This is a genomic window from Nonomuraea sp. NPDC003560 (genome assembly GCF_042878785.1).
Taxonomy (GTDB): domain Bacteria; phylum Actinomycetota; class Actinomycetes; order Streptosporangiales; family Streptosporangiaceae; genus Nonomuraea.
In genome coordinates, this window is record NZ_JBIAOF010000005.1 from 80,023 (window position 1) to 103,488 (window position 23,466).

The following is a 23,466-nucleotide window of genomic DNA, read 5'->3' on the forward strand; positions in this document are numbered from 1 at the left end:
CCTCCCAGCCTGCCACGGCCGGTCCCGTCGTCCGTGGTCAGACCGCCTTCATGAGGACGGCCGAGACGTCCCGCAGGAAGCCGCCCGCGCCCGCGTCGAGCGCCGCCTTGGCCTGGCGCACGGCGTCGAGGACGTTCCCCGCCGCGCTCGGCGAGTCCTCCACCACCATGCGCAGCTCGACCTCCAGCGGGGAGCCGCCGAACCCCTCGCCCTCCAGCCGGATGAAGGCGATCTTGCGGTCGTCGAGGAAGGGCAGGTACTGGGCGCCGACGTGGGTGGAGGTGCCGGCGCCGGACGCCTTGGTGGCCCGCTTGCCGGCCATCCTGGCCGGGTCCTGGAGGTTGACGAAGTCCATGTTGCCCCCGGCCAGGAGCTGGTGGCCGGCGCGCAGCCGCACCCCGCTCGCGGTGAGGGCGTCGACCAGCGCCCGGTGCACGAGCGTGGCGCCGAAGGAGCTCTTGAGGTCGTCGCCGAGCAGCGGCAGCCCGGCCGCGGCGAAGCGGTCGCGCCACCGTTGCGAGCGGGCGAGCACGGCGGGCATGCAGTTGACGAACGCGCAGCCGGCCTCGATCGCGGCCTCGGCGTACCGCTCGGCGGCGCGCTGAGCGCCGGTGGGCAGGAAGTTCACCACGACCTGGGAGCCGGTCTCGCGCAGGTGGGCGGCCACGTCGGCGACGGTCGCGGCGCCGCTCGGCTCGACCAGCTCGGCCGAGCCCTCGCCCACGCCGTCGGCCAGGATGCCCTCGCGCACCGGCACGTCCAGGTGCGGCACGTCGGCGAAGCGGCGGGAGTTGTTCGGCCGCGCCCAGATCGCCTGCGACAGGTCCAGGCCGAGTTTGGCCCGGCCGACGTCAAAGGCGGCGGTGAACCGCAGGTCGGAGACGGCGTATCCGGCGCACACGGGGTTGAGCAGGCCGGGCGCCTGGCCGTCGCGGTAGTACTCGACGCCCTGCACGAGGGACGACACGCAGTTGCCCACGCCGATGAGGGCGACGTTCACGGTGGTCATGCCGGAGTTCATATCAGGCCGGTCCGGCGGGCGAGGGCGGCGGCCTCCACGCGGGAGGCGGCGCCCAGCTTGGCCATGATGTTCGACACGTGCACGCCGGAGGTCCTGGCCGAGATGAACAGCCGCTCGGCGATCTGCCTGTTGCTCAGGCCCTCGGCGACCAGGCCGAGCACCTCCAGCTCGCGGGCCGACAGCCCCGGCGTCGCCGACAGCGTCACCCGGGCGGTGGCCGCCGCCGCCTCCGCCTGCCGCCGCAACGGCTCCGCGCCGAGCGCGGTGGCGATGGCCAGGGCCTCGCGCAGCGGCTCGCGGGCCCGCGCCGGGTCCCGCTCGGCCGCGCCGACCAGCGCCCGCCCCAGCCCGTACGGCTGCCCCACCGACCGCCAGGCGGCGACCGCGTCCGCCCACGAGCCGCCGAGCTCGGCCTCGAACGTGGCCCGGTACGCCTCCTGCAGCCGCCCGACGGTGGGCAGGCCCGGGGGCGCGGCGCGCACCCGTCCGATGCGGGCCGCGAGGGCCAGCAGCGGCCAGGCGTAGCGGCGGCTGCGGCTCAGGTCGTGCTCCGCCAGCACGTGGTCGACCAGCCGGCGCGCCCGGTCCAGGTCTCCCCCGGCCTCGGCCAGGCGGCATTCGAGCAGGTCGGGCTCCAGGCAGGAGTCGTAGCCGCGGGAACGCCCGCGCATGAGCGGCCTGGCCTGCGCGAGCAGCGCGCCGGCCGCCGGCAGCGAGCCCTCCTGCACCGCGACCGTGCCGAGCACGAGCAGGATCCAGGCGCGGTAGATCGGCGGCGGGTCGAGCGCGAGCGCGGGGGCGGCGACCTCGCGGGCCTCCGTCCAGCGGCCCAGCGAGGCGAGCGGCTCGGCCAGGTTGGCGGCCAGGTGGGCGCCGCGCGAGCGGGCCAGGCCCAGCCGGGCGGCCTCGGCGATGCCGCGCCGCGCGACCGCCTCGGCCCTGGCGTGCTCGCCGGCGGCCTCCAGCGCGTCGGCCTCGCCGGCGTAGGAGACGAGCAGCGTGTCGTCGTCGGGCGCGCTGATCCGGGCGCGGGCGTACAGGGCGGAGGCGGTGGCGAGGTCGTCGTCGAGCGCGGCGAGCGCGGCCAGGGTGACCAGGGATCTGGCGTCGCCCAGCGCGTACGCCTCCTCGGCGCGGGCGCGGGCCTCGTCGTCCTGGCCGTGCCAGGCCAGCGTGCAGGCCAGGGCGCCGAGCAGCCGGGACTCGCGGGGGGCCAGCCGGACGGCCTCGCGCAGGTCGTCCAGGCCCTCCTCGCCGTGCAGGTCGCGGATGGCGACGCGCAGCTCCAGCAGGTGGGCCGCGCGCAGCGGGTCGGCGACCTCGGCGAGCGCCCGGCCGGCCAGGTCGTCGGCGCGGTGGGCGTCGCCGGCGCGCAGGGCGTCCCTGGCGGCGTCCTCCAGCACCTGGGCGTGGTCCTGGCCGTCCGCGTGCGCCCACAGCTCCAGCACCAGGTCCCATCTGCGGGCCCGCCAGGCGGCTCCGAAGGCGCGCGGCCCGTCGCCGGCCGCGTGCCAGTGGTCGGCGGCCAGCTCGGGCTGGGCGGGGGCGCAGCGGGCGTGCAGGCGGCGGCGTTCGCCGGGGAGCAGGTCGTCGTAGACGGCCTCGCGGATGAGCGCGTGCCGGAAGACGTAGGTGTCGCCGTCCACGAGCAGCAGCCGGGCCCGGACGACCGGCCGCAGCGCCTCGTCGAGCGCGAGGTCGTCGAGCCCGGCGATCTTGCGCAGCACCTCGTGGGGCGTCCTGCGCCCGGCCACGGCGGCGATCCGCAGCACGTCGAGACCGGGCCCCGGCAGCTTCTCGGCCCCGGCGAGCAGCAGCTCGCGCAGCGAGGCGGGGGTCGTGTCGCCCGCCTCGGCCAGCGCCTCGGCGAACAGCGGGTTGCCCTCGCTGCGCGCCACGATCGCGTCGACGTCGTCGCGGCCGAGCAGGCGGGCCACCTCGTCGCGGCCGAGCGGCGGCACCCTGACCACCTCGGCGCCGGGCAGCCGCAGCGGCTCCCGCGAGGTCGCGACGACCATCGCGCCCGGCCGCGTCAGGTTGCGCAGCAGGTACGCCAGCAGGTCGCGGGCGGCCTGGTCGGCCCAGTGCAGATCCTCCAGCACGATCACCAGCGGACGGCGCTCGGCGGCCCGCTCGACCAGCAGCAGCACCTCCTCGAACAGCCGGGCCCGGCCCAGGTCGGGCGTGTCGTCCAGCTCCCCCAGCTCGGGCAGCAGGCAGGCCAGCCCCTTGCGACCGCCGCCCGGCACGAGCCCGGCGCCGTACTCCCTGACCAGGCGGCGCAGCACGGGCACGAACGGGGCGTACGCCGGCCCGCCCGGATCGGCCCCGCCCTCGGCCACCAGCGCGTCCACGTCACCGGCGAACCGCGCGACCAGCCTGGACTTGCCGATCCCCGCCTCGCCCACGACCAGCACCGCACTCGGGGTACGGGCCCACGCGGCGGCCAGCCGGTCCAGTTCGGCCTCACGTCCCACGAACACACCCCTCATTATGAAGAGGCGGCTACGCATCATGCCCGATCCCGCCCAGAACGGGATTTGTCATCGTCGAAGGCGTGATGACGCGTTCGTTAAGCCTGATGATGGCCGCCTCGGTGACCGGGATGCTCGGTTTCTTCCTGCTGTTCTCCACCGTCCCCCTGTACGCGGCGACCGGCGGCTCCGGCGCGTCCGGCGCGGGCCTGGCCACCGGCGCGATGATGCTGTCCACGGTGCTCGCCGAGCTGGCCGTCCCCTGGCTGCTGTCCCGGTACGGCTACCGGGCGGCGATGGCGCTCGGCCTGGTCCTGCTCGGCCTGCCCGCCCTGCTGCTGCCGCTGTCGGCGGAGCTGCCCGTGGTGCTGGCCGTGTCCCTGCTGCGCGGCGCCGGCCTCGGCGTGCTCGTGGTCGCCGGCACCGCGCTCACCGCCGACCTGGTGCCCGCCGAGCGCCGCGGCGAAGGGCTCGGCCTGTACGGCCTGGCCGTCGGCGTGCCCTCGGTCGCCGGCCTGCCGCTGGGCCTGTGGGCGTCCGACGTGCTCGGGTTCGCGCCCGTCCTCGTGATCGCCGGGCTGCTGCCCCTGGCCGGGCTCGTGGCGGTGACCGGCCTGCCCGCCGGCCGGCCCGTCACGACCGGCACGGGCGGGCGGACCGGCGGGCTGGCCGCGCCGATGCTGGTCTTCGCCTCGGTCACGCTCTCCGTCGGCGTGCTGGTGACGTTCCTGCCGCTGGCGGGCTCGCCGGGGCTGGCCTCGGCGGCCCTGCTCGCCCAGTCGCTCGCCACACCGGCGGCCCGCTGGTGGGCGGGCCGGTTCGGCGACCGCCACGGACCGGCCAGGCTGCTCGTGCCGGGCCTGCTCGCCGCCGCCGCGGGCACCGCGCTTCAGGCGTGGACGGCCGCTCCCGTCGCGGTCGTGGCCGGGATGGCGCTGTTCGGGGCGGGGTTCGGGGTGCTGCAGAACGCGACGCTGACGGTGATGCTCCAGCGCGGCGAGCCGGCCCGCGTCAGCGCCCTGTGGAACCTGGCCTACGACGCCGGGATGGGCGTGGGCGCGACCGGGTTCGGGCTGGTGCTCGGGCACACCGGCTACCGGCTGGGGTTCGTGCTGGTGGCCGCGCTCGTCGTGGCGGCGATCCCGCTGGCCAGGGTCAGGCCCGCGTACGCGGCACTCCCACGGTGATCTCGCGGCCGAGGCGGCGGCCGGCCAGCAGCTCCAGGTCGTCGCCGCTCCAGAACCTGCCCGGGTCGTACCAGTTGGGACGCCGGCCGCCGGGCAGCAGGCCCATCTCCTCGTAGGTGACGGCCACGACCTCCGCGCAGTACGCGCTCTCCAGCGTGGCCTCCTTCCTGGCCCGCCGCGGCACCCGGCCCCTGGCCCAGCGGGCGGCCAGCCGGGCGGTGGACGGGAACGGGGTGCCGTCGAGCCGGGCGACCACGCGCAGGGCGGCGTCCTCCATCTCGGGGGTGGCCTGCGGTTCGAGCTGGCGCAGCCAGGGACGCTGGCCGTAACGGTCGGCCCAGACGGTGACCGCGTCGCGCAGGTCGTGCAGCTGGACCCCGCGCTGGTGGGTGCCCGCCCACAGGTCGAGCAGCGACTTGCCCAGCTCGGCGTGCCACATCATGGGCGGCAGGTCCTCGATCACGATCGCCATGCCCACGTGGTTGACCGGGCTGTTGGTCATCGTCTGGATGGCCCGGTCGGGCACGGACCTGCCGCGGAAGATCCACAGATCGCCGGTCCTGGTCACCTTGACGGCCTCGTCGAGAGTCAGCACATCGCTAGCCTAGGCACATGCGCTGGTGGAAGATGCTCGGTCTGGCGGGAATCGCGGGGGTCGCGGCCACGGGGGTGGTGATCGCGCGCGCCGAACGCAGGCGGCGGGCATACACGCCCGAGGAGATCAGGACGCGGCTGCGTGCGCGCGTCGAGGCTGCGGCGGAGGCGGAGTCGGCGTCGGAGTCGGCGTCGGAGTCGGCTCAGCCGGACGGGCGCAGCTCGTAGGCGAAGACCACGTCGGGGTAGGCCGGGTTGTCGTCGTACCCCTGGACGCCGCCCAGGTAGGCCCGCTGGTACCGCACCACCCAGGGCAGCGCCGCGGCGGCCCGCACGTCGAGCACGCGTCCGGTGGCCTGCTCGTACGCCGCCTGCGCGGCCTCCTTGTCGGTCACGCTCAGCTCGGGCAGCCCTTCGAGCAGCTCGTCCAGGGTCCTGTCGCGCAGGTAGGCCAGGTTGAACACCGGCGGGTCGCCGGCGCGGAAGACGTTGCCGAACCACGAGTAGCCGTCGGCGTAGTCAGGCCACCAGTACATGACGAAGATGTCCTGGCCGTGTTTCCTGCCCTGCTGCCACTGGGCGTTCCAGGGCATGGCGCGGGCGTCGAGCGTGACGTTCAGCGGCTTCAGCTCCGCCGCCAGGCTGGTGGCCAGCAGCCGCTGGTCGTGGTCGCCCTGCGCGTAGGTGAGCCGCAGCCGCAGCGGCCGGCCCGCGGGTCCGTACCCGGCGCGGCCCAGCAGGGCCGCCGCGCCCGCCAGGTCCTGCCGGGGCGCGCGGCCGGCGACGTGGCCGGTCAGTCCCTCAGGGACGATGCCGCTGGCCGGCGCGACCGCGCCCCTGAGCGCCCTGACCAGGCCGCGGTAGTCGACGGCCTGCTGCACCGCGCGGCGCACCCGCACGTCCTTCATCGGGCCGCTCACGGTGTTGAACAGCAGCATGGCCGTCTGGTACGAGTCCCGCTCGCTGGTGCGCACCCCGGGCGTGACCGCGGCCCTGGCGAACAGCCGGGGGCTGAGCCGGTCCACGAAGCTCACCTCGCCGCGGGCCAGCATCCGCCACGCGCGGTCGGGGTCGGGCACGACGCGATACTTGACCGTGCTGTAGTGCGGCTTGTCCCATCCGCCCCAGTACTTGGGGTACGCCTTGAGCGTCAGCTCCTCCTCCTGGCCCGGATGCCAGGCCGCCACCGTGTACGGCCCCGACCCGGCGTCCCTGCCCGCGCCGAGCCATGAGCGCAGGTCGGGCGCCGCCTGCGTGTCGTAGATGTAGGCCGCGTACCCGGAGGAGGCCACCAGGTCGAGCGGCACGGCGTACTTCAGGGCGAACGTGACCGTGCTCGCGTCCTCGGCCTTGACGGAGGAGACGGCGTCCCAGATGTAGGACGCGCCCGCGCCGGTCTTCATCGTGCGCTCGATCGACGCCTTGACCGCCGCGGCGTCCACCGGCCGGCCGGTGTGGAAGGTCGCGCCCTGGCGCAGCGTGAACGTCCAGGTGCGGCCGTCGGGCGTCGAGCGCCAGGAGGTAGCCAGGCGGGGGGCCGACTTCTTGGTGAAGGGGTTCCAGAGGGTCAGGGTCTCGTAGACGTTCTGGAAGGCGATGAGCTCGTTGGAGTAGGAGCTCGCGGGGTCCCAGTCGGAGATGACGTCCAGGTTCTGCGCGTACACGAAGACCGACTCGGCGGCGGGGGGCCGGGGGACCTCCGTGGGCCCGGAACAGGCCGACAGAAGCGCCAGCGCGGCGGCCGCTGCGAGACGACGGCGCAACGCATCTCCCTCTGTAACCGATTTGGGGGAAACCTACTGCAAGATCACGGACACATGTCCAAAAGTCCCGAAAAATTGGGCAATTGGGTGATCGAATTGCTATCCTCTGGGCTTGTCCCGTCCGGGGTTGCCAGCAGGGGACCGACCGGAGTGAGGTGCCATGGGTCGTAGCCGGACGATCCGCATGAAGATCATCGGACTACTACTCGTGCCTCTGACCTCCATGGTCGTGTTGTGGGGCGTGATCACCGCCGTCACCGCCGGCGAGAGCCTGGAGCTGCGTCAGTACAAGACACTCTGGACGAACCTCCGCCATCCGGCGTACAAGTTGATCAGCGAGCTCCAGCACGAGCGTCTCTCCTCGGCCAAGCTGCTGCGCCGGGCCGCCTCCCAGAAGGACGTGGCCGACCAGCGCACCCGCACCGACGCCGCCAGGGACGAGTTCAGAAGGCTCTCCAGCAACTCCAAGGACCGATCGGAAGAGATCCGTACGCAGGTGGACGCGGTGTACACGCAGCTCGGCAGGCTCGACGCGATCCGGGGTGAGATCGACGACGGCCTGTCCGACCGTCTGCTCGCCGGCGAGGCGTACAACACCGTGATCGACTCCCTCTACGGCCTGCACCGGCGCGTCGCGCTCATCGACGACATCCCGATCTACGAGCAGTCCCGCGTGATCATCGAGCTGGGCTACGCCAAGGAGCTGCTGACCAGGGAGCAGGCCATCGCGCTCGGCCCGGTCACGCCGTCGGAACGCCGGCAGTTCACCCAGATCGTCGGCAACCGGCGCTTCCTCATCGACCAGGGACTCGGCGAGCTGGACCCGAGCCTGCGCGACACCCAGGTCTCCCTCGTCACCTCCCCCGTCTACCAGCGCATGCGGCTGATGGAGGACCGGATCATCGCCGGCGCCGTGCCGCCGCGCGGCTGGCTGAGCACCACCGAGTCGATCTCCAAGACGTACGGGGAGTCGCTCATGCGGGCCAGCACGCTGCTCAACGCGCGCGCCGACCCCGTGGCCGACCAGGTGCTGTCGCGGGCGTTCATCCTGGCCGGGACGTGTTTCCTGCTGGTCATCGTGTCGATCGTGTTCTCGATCCGGATGGGCAACCGGCTGTCGAAGGAGCTGGGCGCGCTCCGGCTCGCCGCGCTGGAGGTGGCCCAGGAGCGGCTGCCGCACGTGGTGGCTAAGCTGCGCAAGGGCGAGAGGGTGGAGATGCCGGAGTTGTCGGTGGCCACCAGCACGGTCGAGATCGGCGACGTCGGCCAGGCATTCTCCACCGTCCAGCAGACCGCCGTCGAGGCCGCGATCGGCCAGGCGCAGCTCAGCGAGGGCGTCGGGCACGTCTTCCGCAACCTCGCCAGGCGGTCGCAGGCCCTGCTGCACCGCCAGCGCATCCAGTTGGAGGACATGCAGCACCGCGCCACCGACCCCGAGGCCCTGGACGACCTGTTCCGCCTCGACCACCTGACCACGCGCATGCGCCGCCACGCCGAGGGCCTGATCATCCTGTCGGGCGCCACCCCGGGCCGCGGCTGGAGCAAGCCGGTGCCGCTGCTCGACGTGGCCCGCGGCGCGACGGCCGAGGTGGAGGACTACCGCCGGGTCACCGTCGAGCCGATGTCCGGCCAGCGCCTGGCCGGGCCGGTGGTCGGCGACGTGATCCACCTGGTCGCCGAGCTCATCGAGAACGCGACCGTCTACTCGCCGCCGCACACGCAGGTCATCGTGCGCGGCGAGGAGACCGCCCGCGGCTTCGCCTTCGAGGTCGAGGACCGCGGGCTCGGGCTGAGCGCCCAGGAGCTGGCCGAACTCAACGAGCGGCTGGCCAGCCCACCCGAGTTCGACCTGGCCGACAGCGACAAGCTGGGGCTTTTCGTCGTCTCGCGCCTGGCCGCCAGGCACGACATCCGCGTGACGCTACGCGGTTCACCATATGGAGGGACCACCGCGATCGTGTTGATCCCGGCTGAGCACGTCGCCGATCCGGAACCGGAGGCCGACGTGAAGGAGCCCGCCCGTCCTGTGATGCGGGTGGTGCCAAGTGAGTGACGAGCGATGGCTGGACGAGGACGCCGGTCCGATCGTCCCGGCCTACCTGCTGACCAGGGGCCGTACGGTGCCCGCGAGCGAGGCCATCGACCTCATCGCGGTCATCGTCACCGCCGGCGGGCTGACGCCCCCGGTGGGGCTCGGGCCCGAGCACCTGATCATCATGCAGAAGTGCACCAAGCCGACCCGGCTGGTGGACGTGGCCGCCGAGCTGAACCTGCCCATCGGCGTGGTCCGGGTGCTGGTCGGCGACCTGCACGCGCGGCAGCTCGTCCAGGTCGAGCTGCCGCCCCCCGCGCCGGACGCCAAGGTGCTGCTGGAAGTGATCAGTGGGCTGAAGGCGCTGTGACGGCCCGGCTGTTCAGCATTCCGTAGACGGTGGCGAACACCGCCGCGACCAGCCCGGCCGCCGCGGCGGTGCCGAACACCCACTGGAAGCCCAGGACGCCGGGGCGCGCGGCCAGGATCGCGGCGATGGCCGCGCCCGCCACGCTGCCCCCGACGATGCGCACCAGCGCGTTGACGCCCGCGGCCAGCGCGGTCCTGGACGGCTCGACGTGCTCGACGGCCATCGTGCCCAGCGCGGCGTAGCCGACGCCGAGGCCGACGCCCATGAGGGACGAGGCCACGTACAGGGTGGCCGGGCTGCCGTGCTCGAACGCCAGCCACGCCCCCGCGAGCCCGGTCACGCCCGCGCCCGTCGCCACCATGAACGAGGCGGCGAACCGGCGCATGATCCGCCCCGCGAACAGGGAGATGACCAGCATGAACAGGGTGCTCGGCAGCAGGAACAGCCCGACCTGGAGGGTGGAGGCGCCGAAGCCGAAGCCGGTCGCCTTCGGAACCTGGGCGAACTGCGACATGCCGGTCAGCATCGTGAAGAACGAGAACCCGAGCAGCATCGAGGAGACCGTCGCCCCGATCGTGCCCCTGTGCACCAGCATCGACATCTCGACCAGCGGCTCGGCCACCCTGCGCTCGACCAGCACCCACACCGCGGCCAGCACGGCGGCCGCGGCGAACAGGCCGAGCACGCCGGGCGACGTCCAGCCCCACGAGCCGCCCTCGCTGATCGCCAGCAGCAGCGCGACCAGCCAGGCGGTCAGCAGCGCGGCCCCGGCGAGGTCGGGACGGCCCTTGCCGGCCGGCGCCACGTCCCGCACGAGGAAGGCCAGGATCACGACGGCCACCGCCGAGATCCCGCCAGTGATCCAGAACACCAGGTGATAGTCACCGGCGGCCAGCCCGGCCAGGATCATGCCGCCGCCGCTGCCGAACCCCATCGTCGCGCTCAGCACGCCGATGCCGGTCGCCAGCTGCTGCCTGGGCAGCAGGTCGCGGACCACCCCGATCGACAACGGGACCAGCGCGGACACCGCCCCTTGCAGGATCCGGGCGACGATCAACCAGGTCAGCGACGTGGCCATCGCCGCCATGACCGAACCCACCACCAGCAGGCCCAGCGCGCCGAGGATCATCGGGCGCCGGCCGTACATGTCGCCGAAGCGCGACAGCAGCGGCGTGGAGACTGCGGCGACCAGGAGGCTGATGGTGAGCGTCCAGCTCACGGCCGAGAGCGAGGCGTGCAGCTCCCGCTGCAGCACGGGAAGCAACGGGACCACCGCGGTGTTCTGGAGGGCGGCGATGGAGGCCGCGAACGCCAGGGAGACCACCGTGGGCCAGGGATTGCGCATCGACGTCTCACGCGCCGCGGGTACGACGGCTGTCGCCATGTCGGCTCCTTTAGATAACTTAGGTAAGTAACCGAGCACCGATGATACATACGTAAGTTAGGTAAGCAAACAGATGGGCGAAGATCTCAACAGGACGGTGTCGGCCTTCCGGCGGCTGGTCGTCACGCTCAACCGCGCCAAGACCCACGAATGGCTCACCGAGGCGGCCGGCATCCGGCTCGACCGGCCCGACGTGCAGATCATCGTCTACCTGCTCGACGCGGGCGAGCCCCGCAGGATCGGCATGATCGCCGAGGGGCTGCAGGTCGAGAGCCCGCACGTGACCAGGCACGTCGCGGCCCTTGAGCAGCGCGGGCTGGTCGAGCGCGTACGCGACCCCGACGACCGGCGGGCCTGGCGCATCGCGCTCACCGAGGAGGGGGCCGAGGTGGCGAGCAGGTGCCGCCGGGTCACCACCGAGTGGTTCGAGGAGGTGCTGTCCGACTGGCCGGAGACCGAGCGGGCCGAGCTGTCCAGGCTGATGACCAAGCTGTCGGACGACTTCTGCGAGCGCATGCGCGCCCGGTACACCTGAGAAAACGCGTTGCGGGGCCGGGGGCGCGGGCGGCATGCTCGTGCCCATGGTCATCCAGCTGGTCAGCCGGCTCGTCATCCGGCGAATGCGCATGCCGCACCCGTCCGGGGGCTCCCGCCGTTGAGATCGGCGGCCCCCGGCCCGTTCCAGACGGGTGGGGGCGCTGGTGTGCCCGGCGGTTTCATAAGCCGCTCCAGGCGGGTTCGATCCCCGCACCCGTCACCACATTGCTGGTAGAGATGGGCCCATGCGGATTTCGGTGGCGGCGGACAGCAACGACGGGGTGGCCGGGCGCATCGTGGCCGAGCTGCGCGGGCGGGGTCACGAGGTGCTGACCCACGGCGCACTCGACGACGGCGAGCGCGACGACTGGGCGTGGGCCTGCGAGCTGGCCGCCAGAGACGTCGCGGAGGGCCGGGCCGACCAGGCGGTGGTCTGCTGCTGGACGGGCACGGGCGCCTCCATCGCGGCCAACAAGGTGCCCGGCGTGCGGGCCGCGCTCTGCGCCGACGCCTACACCGCCGACGGGGCGCGCAGGTGGAACGACGCCAACGTGCTGGCCCTCAGCCTCCGCCTGACCTCCGACGTCGTGCTCGGCGAGATCCTCGACGCCTGGTTCGGCGGGCGGCCCAGCACCGATCCGGCCGACGTGGCCAACGTGGCGCACCTCGCGGAGATCTAGGCTCTTCGGCATGGACAACTTACGGTGCACGCATTGCGGCGCGGAGGGGCTCGAACCCGGGTTCGTCGCGGACCAGGGTGAGCACTCCCGGGGGTACGCCCGCTGGGTCGAGGGGGCGCTGTCACGCGGGATCTTCGGCGGCGCCCGGCTGATGGGCCGTCCCAAGTGGGAGATCGACGCCTACCGCTGCCGCTCCTGCCACCACCTCGAACTGTTCGCCACCCGCCCCGATTAGCCCGTCCCGCCGTCGCGGGCGGCTCACGATCCTCACGTCCGGGGGCACGGAAATCGTCGGTGCCGCCCTCTAGGGTGCTGGGCATGACCGACGTGCTGATCCGCGGCGGGCGGCCCTGGGGGCTCGCGTCCCCCGCCGACCTGCTCGTCCGCGACGGCCGCATCCACCGGGTGGGCCCGTCCCTCGACGCGCCCGGCGCCCTCGTCCTCGACGTGTCCGGTCAGCTCGTCCTGCCCGGTCTCGTCGACGCCCACTGCCATCTCGACAAGACGCTCTACGGCGGCCCCTGGATCCCCCACTCGGCCGACGACTCGCTGGCCGGCCGCATCGCCAACGACCTGGGCCGCCGCGCCGAGCTGGGGGTGCCGAGCGCCGAGCGGGCCGCCGCGCTGCTGACCCGGATGAGCGAGGCCGGCACCACCCACGTGCGCACCCACACCGACATCGACCCGTCGGTGGGCCTGCGGGGCGTGGAGGCCGTGCGCGAGGCCGCCGCCCGCTCCCCCGTCCACGTGCAGCAGGTCGCCTTCCCGCAACACGGCGTGCTCACCAACCGGGGCACCGCCGACCTGCTGGCCGAGGCGCTCCGCGGCGGCGTCGAGGCGATCGGCGGCCTCGACCCGGCCGGCGTCGACCGCTATCCCGTGCGCCACCTCGACCTGATCTTCGGCCTGGCCGACCGGTTCGGCGCGCGCATCGACATCCACCTCCACCTCCACGACGGCGGCTCGCTGGGCGGCTGGGAGCTGGAGCTGATCACCGAGCGCACCAAGGCGCTGGGGCTCGGCGGCCGGGTCACGGTCAGCCACGCGTACGCGCTGGGCGAGCTCGGCGAGGCCGCCCAGGATCGCCTGATCCAGGGCTTCGTCGACGCGGGCGTGGCCATCGCCACCGCCGCCGTCTACAGCTACCCGGTGCCGCCGGTGAAGAAGCTGCGCGCCGCGGGCGTCACCGTCGCCTGCGGCCACGACGGCGTCCGCGACCTGTGGGGCCCCTACGGCTCCGGCGACATGCTGGAGCGCGCGATGCACCTCGCCTACCGCAGCGCGTTCCGCCGCGACGAGGACATCGAGCTCGCCCTGGAGGCCGCGACCGTGGGCGGCGCGCTGGCCCTCGGGCTGCCCGGCTACGGTCTGGCTCCGGGCGACCGGGCCGACCTCGTCGTGGTGCCCGCGAGCGGCCCCGGAGAGGCCGTGGTCGTTCACCCTCGGCGCACTCTGGTCATGAAAGACGGCGTAGTCCTGCACAATTGACCGGCGGGACCATCGAAAGGCAGGCAAGTGCTCTCTATTCACCAGCGGATCGCGGCAGAGCTCGGCGTGCGCGACGGGCAGGTGCAGGCGGCGGTCGATCTGCTCGACGGCGGCGCCACCGTGCCGTTCATCGCGCGCTACCGCAAGGAGGTCACCGGCGCCCTCGACGACGCGCAGCTCCGCACGCTCGAAGAACGGCTGCGCTACCTCCGCGAGCTCGACGAGCGCAGGTCGGCGATCCTGGAGTCGATCGAGTCTCAGGGCAAGCTCGACGACGAACTGCGCGCGCAGATCATGGCGGCCGAGACCAAGGCCAGGCTCGAAGACATCTACCTGCCCTACAAGCCCAAGCGGCGCACCAAGGCGCAGATCGCCCGCGAGCTCGGCCTGGAGCCGCTGGCCGAGAAGCTGCTCGGCGACCCGACGCTCCACCCGGCCACGGTCGCCGCGGAGTTCGTCACCGAGGGCGTGGCCGACGCCGGCGCGGCCCTCGAAGGGGCCAGGGCGATCCTGATCGAGCGGTTCGCCGAAGACGCCGACCTGATCGGCGACCTGCGCGAGCGGCTGTGGAGCCGCGGCCGGCTCGTGTCGAAGGTGCGCGAGGGCAAGCAGGAGGCGGGGGCCAAGTTCTCCGACTACTTCGACTTCACCGAGCCGTTCACCAAGCTGCCCTCCCACCGCATCCTGGCGATGTTCAGGGGCGAGAAGGAGGAAGTGCTCAACGTCGCGCTGGAGCCCGACGAGACCGCCGACTACGAGCTGCGCATCGGCGCCCGGTTCGGCATCTCCGACAAGGGGCGTCCGGCCGACACGTGGCTGGCCGAGACCGTGCGCTGGGCCTGGCGCACCCGCATCCTCGTGCATCTCGGCATCGACCTGCGCATGCGCCTCTGGCAGGCCGCCGAGGACGAAGCGGTCCGCGTGTTCGCCGCCAACCTGCGCGACCTGCTGCTGGCCGCCCCGGCCGGCACCCGCGCGACCATGGGCCTCGACCCCGGGCTGCGCACCGGCGTGAAGGTGGCCGTGGTCGACGCCACGGGCAAGGTCGTCGAGACCGCCACCATCTACCCCCACGAGCCCAAGCGCCAGTGGGACCAGTCGCTGGCCGTGCTCGGCGCGCTGGCCCAGAAGCACGGCGTCGAGCTCATCGCCATCGGCAACGGCACCGCCTCGCGCGAGACCGACAAGCTGGCCGGCGACCTGGTCAAGCTCATGCCGTCGATCACCAAGATCGTGGTGTCGGAGGCGGGCGCCTCGGTCTACTCGGCCTCGGCCTACGCCTCCCAGGAGCTGCCCGACCTCGACGTGTCGCTGCGCGGCGCGGTCTCCATCGCGCGCCGGCTGCAGGACCCGCTCGCCGAGCTGGTCAAGATCGACCCCAAGTCGATCGGCGTCGGCCAGTACCAGCACGACCTGGCCGAGTCCAAGCTCTCCCGCTCGCTCGACGCCGTCGTCGAAGACTGCGTCAACGCGGTCGGGGTCGACGTCAACACGGCGTCCGCGCCGCTGCTCACGCGGGTGTCGGGCATCGGCGCGACGCTGGCCGAGGGCATCGTGCGCCACCGCGACGAGAACGGTCCGTTCCGCACTCGCACGGCGCTGAAGGACGTCTCGCGGCTCGGGCCCAAGGCGTTCGAGCAGTGCGCCGGCTTCCTGCGCATCCCGGGCGGCGACGACCCGCTCGACGCCTCCAGCGTGCACCCGGAGGCCTACCCGGTGGTCCGGCGCATCCTGAGCTCGGTCCAGACCGACCTCAAGTCGCTGATCGGCAACACCTCGGCCCTGCACACCATCCGGCCGCAGGACTTCACCGACGACACCTTCGGCCTGCCGACCGTCACCGACATCCTGCGCGAGCTGGAGAAGCCGGGGCGCGACCCGCGTCCGGCGTTCAAGACGGCGGCCTTCAAGGAGGGTGTGGAGAAGATCTCCGACCTGGTGGCGGGGATGATCCTGGAGGGCGTGGTCACCAATGTGGCCGCCTTCGGCGCGTTCGTCGACATCGGCGTCCACCAGGACGGCCTGGTCCACGTGTCGGCCATGTCCCGCACCTTCGTCAAGGACCCGCGCGACGTGGTCAAGCCGGGCGACATCGTGCGCGTCAAGGTCCTTGAGGTGGACATCCCGCGCAAGCGCATCTCCCTGACCCTCCGCCTGGAGGACGACGTCACCCAGCCGTCCTCGGAGGGCCGCCCGCCCCGCAAGTCGGGCGCCCGTTCGGACGGCTCCCGCAACGAGCCCCGCCGCGACGGCAGCGCTCGTGACGGCTCCGCCCCCCGTGGCGAGGGCGGCCGCGACGGCCGCGACGGTGGCCGGGGTGACGGTGGCCGGGGTGACGGTGCTCGCAGCGGTGGCGGTCGTGACGGCGGTCGTGACGGCGGTCGCGGCCAGGGTGGTCGTGGCGACGGCGGTCGTGGCCAGGGCCGCGGCGACGGTCAGCGCGGCGGGCAGCGCCGCCAGGACCGTCCGGCTCCCATGGGCGCGATGGCCGAAGCCCTCCGCAAGGCAGGCCTCGGCAACGACAACCGCTGACCTCACCCCCTGACGGCGGGCCGGTCCCACACCCGGCCCACCGTCAGGGCTGCCCGGCCCCACACCCGGCCCCCTGGCAGGGCTGCCCGGCCACCCACTGGGCGGGGGGTTGCCGGTGGGGGGCGATACGGTCGGAGGGTGAGGACAACTGTGTTTTCCATGGCTGTCGGCCAAGCCCGCGACCTGCTTCGTTGGCGTTCGCCGCTGCGGACCGAGCTCTGGGCGGCCCGGCTCACCGCCGCTCTGGAGCCCGATGAGGTGAGGCCGTTCCTGCGCGAGCTGGCCGAGGACGGCAGCGCTGAGTCGCGTCTCACCCTCGCCGCCCTGGCCGCGGTCGACAGGCCCGGATGGCCCGGCGCGGAATCCTCTTCAGAGTCCGAGACGGGAGCGGAGGCGGCAGCGGGGGCGGAGCCCGGGGCAGGAGGGTTGCGGGTTCTGGGGGTGGAGGTTCCCGGGACGGCGGAGGCCGATCTCGGGCTGCCCGGATGGGTGCGGCGCATGGGGCAGGTGACCTGCGAAGGAGCCTGGTACGGCAAGGCCGACCCGTACGGCGAGCAGACCCTGGCCGTCCTGTCCTTCAGGTACGCGAACGGCAAGGAGCCGCACATCCTCGTCGTCGGCATCGACCAGCCCAACGGCGGCCTCGCGGTGGACGCCGTCGTCGAGGAGGTCAAGTTCCTCGACGACCTGGGCCTGAGCCCGGCCGAGCCCGGGGTGGTGGCCGGACGGGTGCTGGACGCGTTCGAGCTGGGCGACCGGATCATGGGGGCTCAGGTGGCCGACACGCTGCCCGCCGTCCGTGCGCTGGCCATCGCGCGGGCCCTGGCCGTGCCCGGGCTCGTACGGCAGGCGCCCGACGGCACGATGGCCGATTTCCACGATCTGCCCGACGTGCCGGGGGCGCGGGAGGCGTTCGAGAAGTTGGCGGAATTCGTGGGTGAGCGTCCGCTTTGGTGGAGTCCGGCGCGGGTGAGCCAGTTCCTGACGTCGTGGCTGCCGAGGGAGGCCATCCTGTCGGACACGGCGGTGGCGGCGATGCCGGAGGTGGTCCGGGCGTGGAGCCGTTTCAACGGCGCCCATCCCGCCGTACTGCACCAGATCGACGTGGACGCCCCGCGCCTGCCCGCGCTGATGGCCGACGAGTCCCTGGCGGGGCTCGGCAAACGCATCGCCCGCCGGCAGCTGTGAGCGCCTCCTAGGGGCGTGGGGGCGGCGGCCGGGATGTGGGTGGATCGAGTCGGGGGTGGGGGCGGCTATGCTGCGCAGTGACGTTTAGCGGTGCCCCACTTGGGCGTTTCGAGGGAGACTTGCGCGATGTACAAGGAGTTCGCTGTCGAGGCCGTCATGTGGCTCGTCCCGGTTGCGGTGCTGATCGGGGTCGCGCTCCTCGTCACCGCCTGACCCAAGACCCGAGGAGAACGGGGGCCGAGCACGCGCTCGGCCCCCGTCCGCTGTCCGGGGCCGACCGGATGACCGCGCTACGACGCCCCCTGTCCAGGGGCGGCGGATGAAAAGGCGAGGTAAGAGGGGTGGCAGGGGGCGCGGTGAGAGGTCATGAGGCCCAGGCCAGGAGAGGGCTGTACTGGCGGAGGCGTTTCAGCGCCTGCTTCTCCAACTGCCTGATGCGTTCCCTGGTGAGCCCGAGGCGGTCCGCGATCTCGCCGTAGCTCTCCGCCTTCTGCCCGGTGAGGCCGTACCGGAGCCTGATGACGACCGCCTCGCGCGGCGGCAGCGACGTGACCACGTCCCGGACGTCGGCGCTCATGGCGCGGCGTTCGGCGATCTCCTGCACCCCGGCCCCGTCCTCGTCGGCGATCAGGTCGGCGATGCGGCTCTCGCCGGACTCGCCGACCGGCAGGTCCAGGCTGACCACCTCCTGCCCGAGCCTGCGTAACGCGGCGACCTGGCCGGCGGTGAGCGCCGCCGATGCGGCGAGCTCGCCGTCCGTCGGCTCGCGGCCCAGGTCGGCGGCGAGCCGCCGCTCGGCCCTGAGCAGCCGCGACAGGTCCTCGGCCACGTGGATGGGCAGCCGTACGGTGCGGCTCTTGTCGTGGATGCCGCGTTCGATGGCCTGACGGATCCACCACATCCCGTACGTCGAGAACTTGTACCCGCGGGTGTAGTCGAACTTCTCCACGGCCCTGATCAGCCCGAGGTTGCCCTCCTGGATGACGTCGAGCAGCGGCAGCCCGCGAAAGGCGTACCGCCTGGCGGCGGCGACGACCAGGCGGAGGTTGGACCTGATCAGCTTGTCCTTGGCCCGCCGCCCGTCGCGGACGACGGCTTCGAGCTCCGGGGTCGCGGCGCCGCGCTCGATCAGGTGGCCCGCGTACAGTCCTGCCTCGATCCGCCGGGCGAGGTCGACTTCGTCCGCGGCGGAGAGCAGGGGGTTCTTTCCGATCTGCTCCAGGTACATGCCGAGCAGGTCGGGCTCTGCGGCCGACATGCACCGGCAACTACCCGGTAAACGGCGGCGAATTCCCGGCTTCGTTGAGTTCGGCGATGGCCAGCTCGGCCGTGCTGCGGATGTCGAAGAACTTGTCCAGCGCGGTGATCGCGAACAGGTGCTTGCACCGGCCGTTCAGGCCGGACAGCAGCAGCTTGCCGCCGGAGGCGGTGACGGCCTTGTGCAGGTAGACCAGCACGGACAGGCCGGAGGAGTCGCAGACGCTGACGGCCTGCATGTCGATGACCAGGAGCGGCGGCTGGGTGAGGTCGAGCGCCTTGGTGACCCGGTCGCGCACCTCGGCCGCGGACCCGAAGTCGAAATCCCCGGTCAGGCGTGCGATGACGCAGGGGCCCTGGAGTCCGAGGCTGATCGACAAAGCCTGCTCCGAAGTCACCCAGCTCCACCTACCCGCGTTGTTTCCCACTTGTCGTCACTTCTCGACCACTTTACGAGAAGTAGCGTCTCGGGTTGAACACCAGCATCTGTTCGATCTGGTCATCGGTGACACCAGAGCCGAGCAGTGCGGCCAGAACGTCATCGTGAATGTGATCGTAGCGCCAGTTCGGCGCGAGCGTGTTTCTGGCCTCGTCCCACGCGCCGCCGAAGTAGTCCATGAAACAGGCGGTGTCGTGGCTGAGGACCATGCGGTCGGCGTATCCGCGCCGGCACAGGGCCGCGATCGTGGCCACGCGCTGCTCGGTCGGGTTGTAGACGTCGAGCCCGAACCGGTCCATGCCCAGCGTCGCGCCGGTGTCGGCCAGGCGCATCAGGTAGTCGAGGTCGTTGCTGTCGCCCGCGTGCCCGACGACTACTTTCTCCAGGTTCACCCCTTCCTTGGCGAACAGGTCCAGCGCGAGCAGCCCGCTCTGGGTGAAGGCGTTCGTGTGCACGGTGATCGGCGCCCCGGTCAGCACGTGAGCCCGCGCGACGGCCCGGCAGATGCGCTCGACGCCGGGCGTCAGCCCCTTGTGCTCCACCACGCATTTCAGCAGCGCGGCCTTCACCCCGGTGTCGGCGATGCCCTCGGTGAGGTCGCGGACGAAGTCGTCGATCATCGGGTCGGGCATGTCGAGGAACAGGCCGGGGCCGCGGTGCTCGTACTGGTGGGGCAGCTCCTCGAAGGCGTACAGGCCGGTGGCGACGACGATGTTGAGCCCGGGCACCTCGGCGGCCACCCGCTGGATGCGCGGGATGTGGCGGCCGAGGCCCCAGACCGTCGGGTCGACGATCGTCCGCACGCCCTTGGCCGCCACCGCCCCGAGCTTGGCTATGGCGTCGGCGACCCGGAACTCCTCGTCCCACCAGGCGCCCTGGCCGTAGTTGTCCACGTGCTCGGCGGCCACGACGAACACGTGCTCGTGCATCAGCGTCTGGCCGAGCCGTTCGACGTCGATCGGGCCCCGGACGGTCTCGACGGTGGGCATGGGACCTCCATACCAACTGGTCAGTAAGTGCGCCCAACGTAGGCCGCCCCTGCCGCACCGTCAACCGTCCACGGCGAAGCCCCGATCGGCGCGTCGGCACATGTCGGGATTCACCGGGTCAGGCGCGGGAACAGGGGCTCCGGCCGCGGCAGCCGTTCCCCCGACACCGCCGCCGCCACCCGCGCCGCCGCCGTAGGCAGGAACGGCTCCAGCTGGACGGCCAGCGTCCGGCACGCCCCCACCAGGACGCCCAGCGACGCCTCCCGCTCGCCGGCGGCCTGCTGCCACGGACGGACGCGTTCGACGTACCTGTTCGCCTCCTCCACCAGCCGCCACACCGCTCCGGCGGCCCGGCGGAAGTCGAAGTCCCGCAGCGCGCCGTGCACGTCGCCCGGCCCGAACTCCTCGCGCACCTCCGGCACGTTTCCGTCCAGGAACCGGTGGACCATCGTGGCCACCCGGTTGACCAGGTTGCCCACGCCGTTGGCCAGGTCCTCGTCGGCCCTGGCGATCAGGCGTCCCTCGGTGAAGTCGGCGTCGCCCACGCGCGGCACCTCGCGCAGCAGCCACCACCGCACGGCGTCCACGCCGTACGCGTCCACCAGGGCCACCGGGTCGACGGCCGTCCCGGACGACTTGCTGATCTTGCGGCCGTTCACCGTGAGGTAGTCGTGCACGAAGATCTGCGACGGCAGCGGCTCGCCGGCGGCCAGCAGCATCGCCGGCCAGTAGACGGCGTGGAAGCGGATCACCCCCTTCCCGACCAGGTGCACCTTGTCCGGCTCGCGCACCCACCAGCGGTCGTGGTCCGCCCCCTCCAGGGCGGTGACGTAGTTGGCGAGGGCGTCCCACCACACGTACACGACCTGGGTGGGATCCCCCGGCACGGGGATGCCCCAGCCGCGGGCGCGCGCCGCCGACCGCGAGACGCTGATGTCGGCCAGCCCCGCCTCGACGAACGCCAGCACCTCGTTGCGCCGGGCGGCCGGCTCGATGCGCAGGCCGCCGCCGCGGATGAGGTCGAGCAGGGCGTCCTGGTAGCGGGAGAGCCGGAAGAACCAGTTCCGCTCCGAGACCGCCTGCAGGGGCGCCTCGTGACCTTCCGCGCAGGGCCCCTCGGGGTAGAACTGCTCGCAGCCGACGCAGTAGAGCCCTTCGTAGTGCCGCTGGTAGAGGTCGCCTTCGACGGCCTTCCAGATGCGTTCGACCCCGGCGCGGTGGGCGGGGTGGCTGCTCGTCCTGACGAACGCGTCGAAGGACAGGTCGAGCGGTTCGCGCAGCCCTTCGAACGCGGCCGCGTTGCGGTCCACGAACTCCCGTACCGGCAGCCCTTCGGCCTCGGCGGCCAGCACGTTCTTCAGCGAGTTGTCGTCGGTCCCGGTCTGGAACCGCACGGGTTCGCCCCGCCGCCGGTGGTGCCTGGCCAGCACGTCCGCCTGGACGAGCTCCAGCGCGTGCCCGAGGTGCGGGCGGGCGTTGACGTAGGGGATGGTCGTCGTGACGTACATCGGTCGCCTCCCGAAAGGGGCCCCGACACGACGAGAGGCCCCGGGTCGCAGGGCCTCAACAGGACGTCGTCGGTGAAACCCCCTACGGGGTCATCATCACCGCGCTGATCGTCATGTCCGCCATCGTATCCGGCGTCAGGCCAGCCCGGCCAGCTTGTAAAGCACCAGCGACCCGGCCACCGCCACGTTGAGGCTGGCCCCGGTGCCGATCATCGGGATCTCGACCACGGCGTCGAGCAGGTCGAGCGCCTCTCCGGGGATGCCGGTGGCCTCGTGGCCGAGCACGACGACGGTCGGCTCGCGGGCCATGGGCAGGTCGGCCAGCCTGATGGCGTTCTCGGCCAGCTCGACGCCCAGCACGCGGTCGCGCCGGGAGGCCAGCCAGGGCAGCGGATCGACCCAGTGGACGCATGCTCCGGCCCGCAGGGTGTTCCCCCTGGCCAGCGCCTCGGGCACCCAGGGCAGGCGGGGCACGGCCAGGCACGCGCCGGCCGCGTCGCAGGTGCGCAGCAGGGTGCCGAGGTTGACGCCGTGCATGGGCCACAGAGGGGCGACGGTGAGATGGCCGAGGCATCGGGGCCGCCTGCGCCGCCGCTGGGCCCGGAGCTCTCTGGGGGTGCGCACCCGGATGCCGCTCATGCGGCCGGGCGGAGGTTCCTTACGCGAACGTTCACGGGAAGGGCGCTTTCGTCGGCACGCCCGGGCCATCGTCGAGAGGAATCACGCCCAGTCTACGCCCGTGAGCCGCTCGCGCGGTGGCGTACGGCCCAGACGGCCAGCCCCACGGCGAAGACGGCCACCCCCGCGAGCACGGAGGCGACCGGCAGCGTGAACGCCAGCACCAGGCACAACACCAGCCCGAGCACCGGCACGGCCTTGACCGGCGCGCCCTCGGCCCGCGAGAGGGTCAGCGCGCAGGCGTTGGCGATCGCGTAGTAGACCAGCACCCCGAACGAGGAGAACCCGATCGCGCCGCGCAGGTCGGCCACCAGCAGCAGCACGACCACCGCGGCCCCGACCGCCGCCTCGGCCCGGCGCGGGACCCGGCGCTCTGGGTCGACCGCGGCCAGCACGCCCGGCAGGTCACGCTCCCTGGCCATGGCGAGCACGGTGCGGGAGACGCCGAGCAGCAGCGCGAGCAGCGCCCCGAGCGAGGCCACCGCCGCCCCCGCCCCCACGACCGGCACCAGCCACTCCGCCCCCGCCCGGCGCACGACGTCGGCCAGCGGCGCCGGGGACCCGGCCAGCCCGGACGCCCCGAGCGTGCGCAGGGCGGCCACCGCCACCAGCGTGTAGACGACGAGCGTGACGCCGAGGGCGATGCCGATCGCCCGCGGGATGGCACGGGCCGGATCGCGCACCTCCTCCCCCAGCGTGGCGATCCTGGCGTATCCGGCGAACGCGAAGAACAGCAGCCCGGCTCCCTGGAGCACGCCCCACGGGCCCGCGCCGGGCAGCCCCGCGCCCGGCATTCCGGACGGCCGGTCCCCCGCCAGCCCGGCGACGATCACCGCGGCCAGCACGGCGAGCACGAGCACGACGATCACCCGGGCGACCGCGGCCGAACGCTGGACGCCGAACAGGTTGAGCAGCGTGAGCGCGACGACCGCCGCGACGGCCAGCGGCCGGGCCGCGCCGGGGGCGACGTACGAGCCGAAGGTGAGGGCCATCGCGGCGCACGAGGCCGTCTTGCCGACGGTGAAGCCCCAGCCCGCCAGGTAGCCCCACAGCGGGCCGAGCCGCCGCCGGCCGTAGACGTAGGTGCCGCCGGACTCGGGATGGAGGGCGGCCAGGCGGGCCGAGGAGGTCGCGTTGCAGTACGCCACGACGGCGGCGAGCGCGAGGGCGGCGAGCAGTGAGCCGCCCGCCGCGGCGGCGGCCGGGGCGAAGGCGGCGAACACGCCCGCGCCGATCATCGCGCTCAGCCCGACGACGACCGCGTCGCCGGTGCCCAGCCGCCGCGCCAGGCCCTCGGCCATGCCGCCCCCTCCACCGCCCTCGATCGGGTCACCGGTCAGGAGAT

21 protein-coding genes and 1 tRNA gene are annotated in these 23,466 nt (G+C 73.0%); 11 read left to right on the forward strand and 11 right to left on the reverse strand.

Annotation, left to right across the window (positions count from 1 at the left end):
• Positions 1–37 precede the first annotated feature (37 nt).
• Both ACFYUV_RS20940 and ACFYUV_RS20945 read right to left on the reverse strand, forming a co-directional pair.
• Positions 38–1,009 carry an inositol-3-phosphate synthase gene (locus ACFYUV_RS20940; protein ID WP_387670624.1) on the reverse strand — a complete coding sequence of 324 codons (972 nt, stop codon included), beginning with the start codon at positions 1,007–1,009 and terminating at the stop codon, positions 38–40.
• An 8-nt stretch (positions 1,010–1,017) separates the two neighbouring features.
• The gene (locus ACFYUV_RS20945; protein ID WP_387670626.1) at positions 1,018–3,504 is read right to left on the reverse strand and encodes an ATP-binding protein; all 2,487 of its coding nucleotides are present in this window, start codon (positions 3,502–3,504) and stop codon (positions 1,018–1,020) included.
• 77 nt (positions 3,505–3,581) lie between these two features.
• Here ACFYUV_RS20945 and ACFYUV_RS20950 point away from each other — a divergent pair, with 77 nt between their 5' ends.
• Positions 3,582–4,682, forward strand: a complete 1,101-nt coding sequence (locus ACFYUV_RS20950) for an MFS transporter (protein WP_387670628.1) — start codon at positions 3,582–3,584, stop codon at positions 4,680–4,682.
• On the opposite strand, the gene ACFYUV_RS20955 is transcribed toward ACFYUV_RS20950, so the two are convergent.
• A complete protein-coding gene (locus ACFYUV_RS20955) occupies positions 4,651–5,274 on the reverse strand; it encodes a hypothetical protein (RefSeq protein ID WP_358289060.1) in 624 nt (207 codons plus the stop codon). The two genes, ACFYUV_RS20950 and ACFYUV_RS20955, sit on opposite strands and share 32 nt — an antisense overlap.
• Positions 5,275–5,294: 20 nt before the next feature.
• Between ACFYUV_RS20955 and ACFYUV_RS20960 the strand changes: the two genes are divergently transcribed.
• Positions 5,295–5,504, forward strand: a complete 210-nt coding sequence (locus ACFYUV_RS20960) for a hypothetical protein (RefSeq protein WP_387670630.1) — start codon at positions 5,295–5,297, stop codon at positions 5,502–5,504.
• Here the strand turns inward: ACFYUV_RS20960 and ACFYUV_RS20965 are convergent.
• Positions 5,480–7,039 (reverse strand): ABC transporter substrate-binding protein, encoded by a 1,560-nt coding sequence (locus tag ACFYUV_RS20965; protein ID WP_387670632.1) that lies wholly within the window; start codon positions 7,037–7,039, stop codon positions 5,480–5,482. The genes ACFYUV_RS20960 and ACFYUV_RS20965 overlap by 25 nt on opposite strands.
• Positions 7,040–7,247: 208 nt before the next feature.
• Between ACFYUV_RS20965 and ACFYUV_RS20970 the strand changes: the two genes are divergently transcribed.
• Both ACFYUV_RS20970 and ACFYUV_RS20975 read left to right on the forward strand, forming a co-directional pair.
• Positions 7,248–9,092, forward strand: a complete 1,845-nt coding sequence (locus tag ACFYUV_RS20970; protein ID WP_387670634.1) for a nitrate- and nitrite sensing domain-containing protein — start codon at positions 7,248–7,250, stop codon at positions 9,090–9,092.
• Entirely contained in the window at positions 9,085–9,441 is a 357-nt protein-coding gene (locus ACFYUV_RS20975) for a DUF742 domain-containing protein (RefSeq protein ID WP_352328721.1), read from the forward strand. Before ACFYUV_RS20970 ends, ACFYUV_RS20975 begins: the two co-directional genes overlap by 8 nt.
• Here the strand turns inward: ACFYUV_RS20975 and ACFYUV_RS20980 are convergent.
• Positions 9,419–10,825: an MFS transporter gene (locus ACFYUV_RS20980; protein ID WP_387670635.1), complete on the reverse strand. Its 1,407-nt coding sequence runs from the start codon at positions 10,823–10,825 to the stop codon at positions 9,419–9,421. The two genes, ACFYUV_RS20975 and ACFYUV_RS20980, sit on opposite strands and share 23 nt — an antisense overlap.
• Before the next feature lie 73 nt (positions 10,826–10,898).
• On the opposite strand from ACFYUV_RS20980, the gene ACFYUV_RS20985 reads away from it, so the two are divergent.
• From ACFYUV_RS20985 to ACFYUV_RS21015, 7 genes are all read left to right on the forward strand, one after another.
• A complete protein-coding gene (locus ACFYUV_RS20985; protein ID WP_352351891.1) occupies positions 10,899–11,360 on the forward strand; it encodes a MarR family transcriptional regulator in 462 nt (153 codons plus the stop codon).
• Positions 11,361–11,509: 149 nt separating this feature from the next.
• A tRNA-Met gene (locus tag ACFYUV_RS20990) sits at positions 11,510–11,585 on the forward strand.
• Between the two features lie 22 nt (positions 11,586–11,607).
• Entirely contained in the window at positions 11,608–12,042 is a 435-nt protein-coding gene (locus ACFYUV_RS20995) for an RpiB/LacA/LacB family sugar-phosphate isomerase (protein ID WP_357978224.1), read from the forward strand.
• Positions 12,043–12,052: 10 nt separating this feature from the next.
• Positions 12,053–12,277, forward strand: coding sequence for a hypothetical protein (locus ACFYUV_RS21000; RefSeq protein WP_352328727.1), 225 nt, complete (start codon positions 12,053–12,055; stop codon positions 12,275–12,277).
• A gap of 83 nt (positions 12,278–12,360) precedes the next feature.
• Positions 12,361–13,530 (forward strand): amidohydrolase, encoded by a 1,170-nt coding sequence (locus ACFYUV_RS21005; protein WP_387670637.1) that lies wholly within the window; start codon positions 12,361–12,363, stop codon positions 13,528–13,530.
• A gap of 27 nt (positions 13,531–13,557) precedes the next feature.
• A complete protein-coding gene (locus tag ACFYUV_RS21010; RefSeq protein ID WP_387670639.1) occupies positions 13,558–16,062 on the forward strand; it encodes a Tex family protein in 2,505 nt (834 codons plus the stop codon).
• Between the two features lie 159 nt (positions 16,063–16,221).
• Entirely contained in the window at positions 16,222–17,250 is a 1,029-nt protein-coding gene (locus ACFYUV_RS21015) for a hypothetical protein (protein ID WP_387670640.1), read from the forward strand.
• A 364-nt stretch (positions 17,251–17,614) separates the two neighbouring features.
• Here ACFYUV_RS21015 and ACFYUV_RS21020 read toward each other — a convergent pair whose 3' ends face one another.
• From ACFYUV_RS21020 to ACFYUV_RS21045, 6 genes are all read right to left on the reverse strand, one after another.
• A complete protein-coding gene (locus tag ACFYUV_RS21020) occupies positions 17,615–18,508 on the reverse strand; it encodes an RNA polymerase sigma factor RpoD/SigA (protein ID WP_387670641.1) in 894 nt (297 codons plus the stop codon).
• Positions 18,509–18,518: 10 nt separating this feature from the next.
• On the reverse strand, positions 18,519–18,905 hold the full coding sequence (locus tag ACFYUV_RS21025; protein WP_352327166.1) for an STAS domain-containing protein: 387 nt from the start codon (positions 18,903–18,905) through the stop codon (positions 18,519–18,521).
• Positions 18,906–18,957: 52 nt separating this feature from the next.
• Positions 18,958–19,935, reverse strand: coding sequence for a phosphotriesterase (locus ACFYUV_RS21030; protein WP_387670643.1), 978 nt, complete (start codon positions 19,933–19,935; stop codon positions 18,958–18,960).
• Positions 19,936–20,045: 110 nt separating this feature from the next.
• On the reverse strand, positions 20,046–21,443 hold the full coding sequence (locus tag ACFYUV_RS21035) for a methionine--tRNA ligase (RefSeq protein WP_387670645.1): 1,398 nt from the start codon (positions 21,441–21,443) through the stop codon (positions 20,046–20,048).
• Positions 21,444–21,578: 135 nt separating this feature from the next.
• Positions 21,579–22,082, reverse strand: coding sequence for a TrmH family RNA methyltransferase (locus ACFYUV_RS21040; protein WP_357998948.1), 504 nt, complete (start codon positions 22,080–22,082; stop codon positions 21,579–21,581).
• A 92-nt stretch (positions 22,083–22,174) separates the two neighbouring features.
• Positions 22,175–23,422 carry an APC family permease gene (locus tag ACFYUV_RS21045; protein WP_387670647.1) on the reverse strand — a complete coding sequence of 416 codons (1,248 nt, stop codon included), beginning with the start codon at positions 23,420–23,422 and terminating at the stop codon, positions 22,175–22,177.
• Between the last annotated feature and the right edge of the window lie 44 nt (positions 23,423–23,466).